Consider the following 1,523-nt stretch of genomic DNA (forward strand, 5'->3'; position numbering starts at 1 on the left):
CAATACCAGTGACTTAAGGATCTTTGCTGGTAGGCTGCCTGTCCAGGAGGTGCCTGGATGCCACGCCCTGGGCAGGTCAAGCCGTCGACGGACGAGCGGCTGTCGGACCGGATCGCGATCGGTCTGCTGACGCGTACGTTCCCGCCGGAGCTGGTGGACCGGATCGTGGAGGAGTGCGGCCGGACCGGGCAGCGCCAGCGGTTGCTGCCGCCACGGGTCGTCGTCTATTTCGTGCTGGCCATGTGCCTGTTCTCCGGGCAGGGCTATGAGGAGGTCGCGCGGCTGCTGACCGAGGGGCTGGCGTGGGCCAGGCGCTGGTCGGGGTCGTGGCAGGTTCCCACCACCGCGGCGATCTCCCGGGCCCGGGTCAAGCTCGGGCCCGAGGTCCTCAAGGTGCTGTTCGAGCAGACCGCCGGCCCGGTCGCGACCGAGTCCACCATCGGTGCGTGGTACGGGCGTTGGCGTCTGATGGCTATCGACGGGACGACGTTCGACGTGCCGGACAGTGAGGAGAACGACGCGCGGTTCGGCCGTCCCAAGACCCACCGCGGTGAGCAGTCGGCGTTCCCGCAGGTGCGGGTGGTGGCGCTGGCCGAGTGCGGCACCCACGCGATCACTCACGCGACCCTGGGCCCGTTCACCACCGCCGAATCCGTGCTGGCGCGGGAGCTGTTCGACGCTCTGGGGCCCGATGACCTGCTGATGGCCGACCGTGGCTTCGCCGGCCTGGAGCAGTGGAGGGCCGCTGCGGCGGGCGGCGCGGACCTGCTGTGGCGGATCAAGTCCAATGCGGTCCTGCCCGTGCGGCGGGAGCTTCCCGACGGCTCCTACCTGTCCGACATCGCCGCCGCCGGGGACCGCAAGCGCGTCGACGCGGCTGTCGTGCGGGTCATCGAGTACACCCTGGACGACCCCGGCCGCCCGCAGCACACCTCCCCCTACCGGCTGATCACCACCATCCTCGACCACGAGTCCGCACCCGCAACCGAGTTGGCGGCCCGCTACAACGAGCGGTGGGAGATCGAGACCGCGCTGGACGAGCTGAAGACCCACCAGCGCGGCCCTGCCCAGGTTCTGCGCTCCCGCTCGCCCGAGGGCGTCGAGCAGGAGGTCTGGGGCCACCTGCTGGTCCACCACGCGATCCGCCAGCTCATGCACACCGCCGCCGAGGACATCGGCACGGACCCCGACCGGCTCTCCTTCACCCGCACTCTCCGCCTCGCGCGACGCCAAGTCGCCGCGCAGGCGGCCTTTTCCCCCTGACCGCCTGGCCGCAGCCCTCGCCGACGGGCTGCGGGAGATAGCCCGCCACCTCCTGCCCACCCGACGCAGACGCTCCAACGCCCGCGTCGTCAAACGCAAGATGTCCAACTTCGGCGTCAAACGGGCTGGCCACACGCTCTGGCCGCAGCCCACCCGAGACCCGGTCGAAGCAGTCACCATCGCGCCGCACCACAAGACCGCCCCGATCAACCCACCCGTCACGGTCAGACGAGCCTGGGACCACTAAGTCACTGGTATTG

At 70.3% G+C, this 1,523-nt stretch carries 1 protein-coding gene; it reads left to right on the forward strand.

Annotated features, from left to right (window positions below):
* The first annotated feature begins 57 nt into the window (after nucleotides 1-57).
* The gene (locus ABD330_RS32235) at nucleotides 58-1,263 is read left to right on the forward strand and encodes an IS4 family transposase (protein WP_344469870.1); all 1,206 of its coding nucleotides are present in this window, start codon (nucleotides 58-60) and stop codon (nucleotides 1,261-1,263) included.
* The last annotated feature ends 260 nt before the right edge of the window (nucleotides 1,264-1,523 follow it).

This window comes from Kitasatospora kazusensis, from assembly GCF_039529945.1.
Taxonomy (GTDB): Bacteria; Actinomycetota; Actinomycetes; order Streptomycetales; family Streptomycetaceae; genus Kitasatospora; species Kitasatospora kazusensis.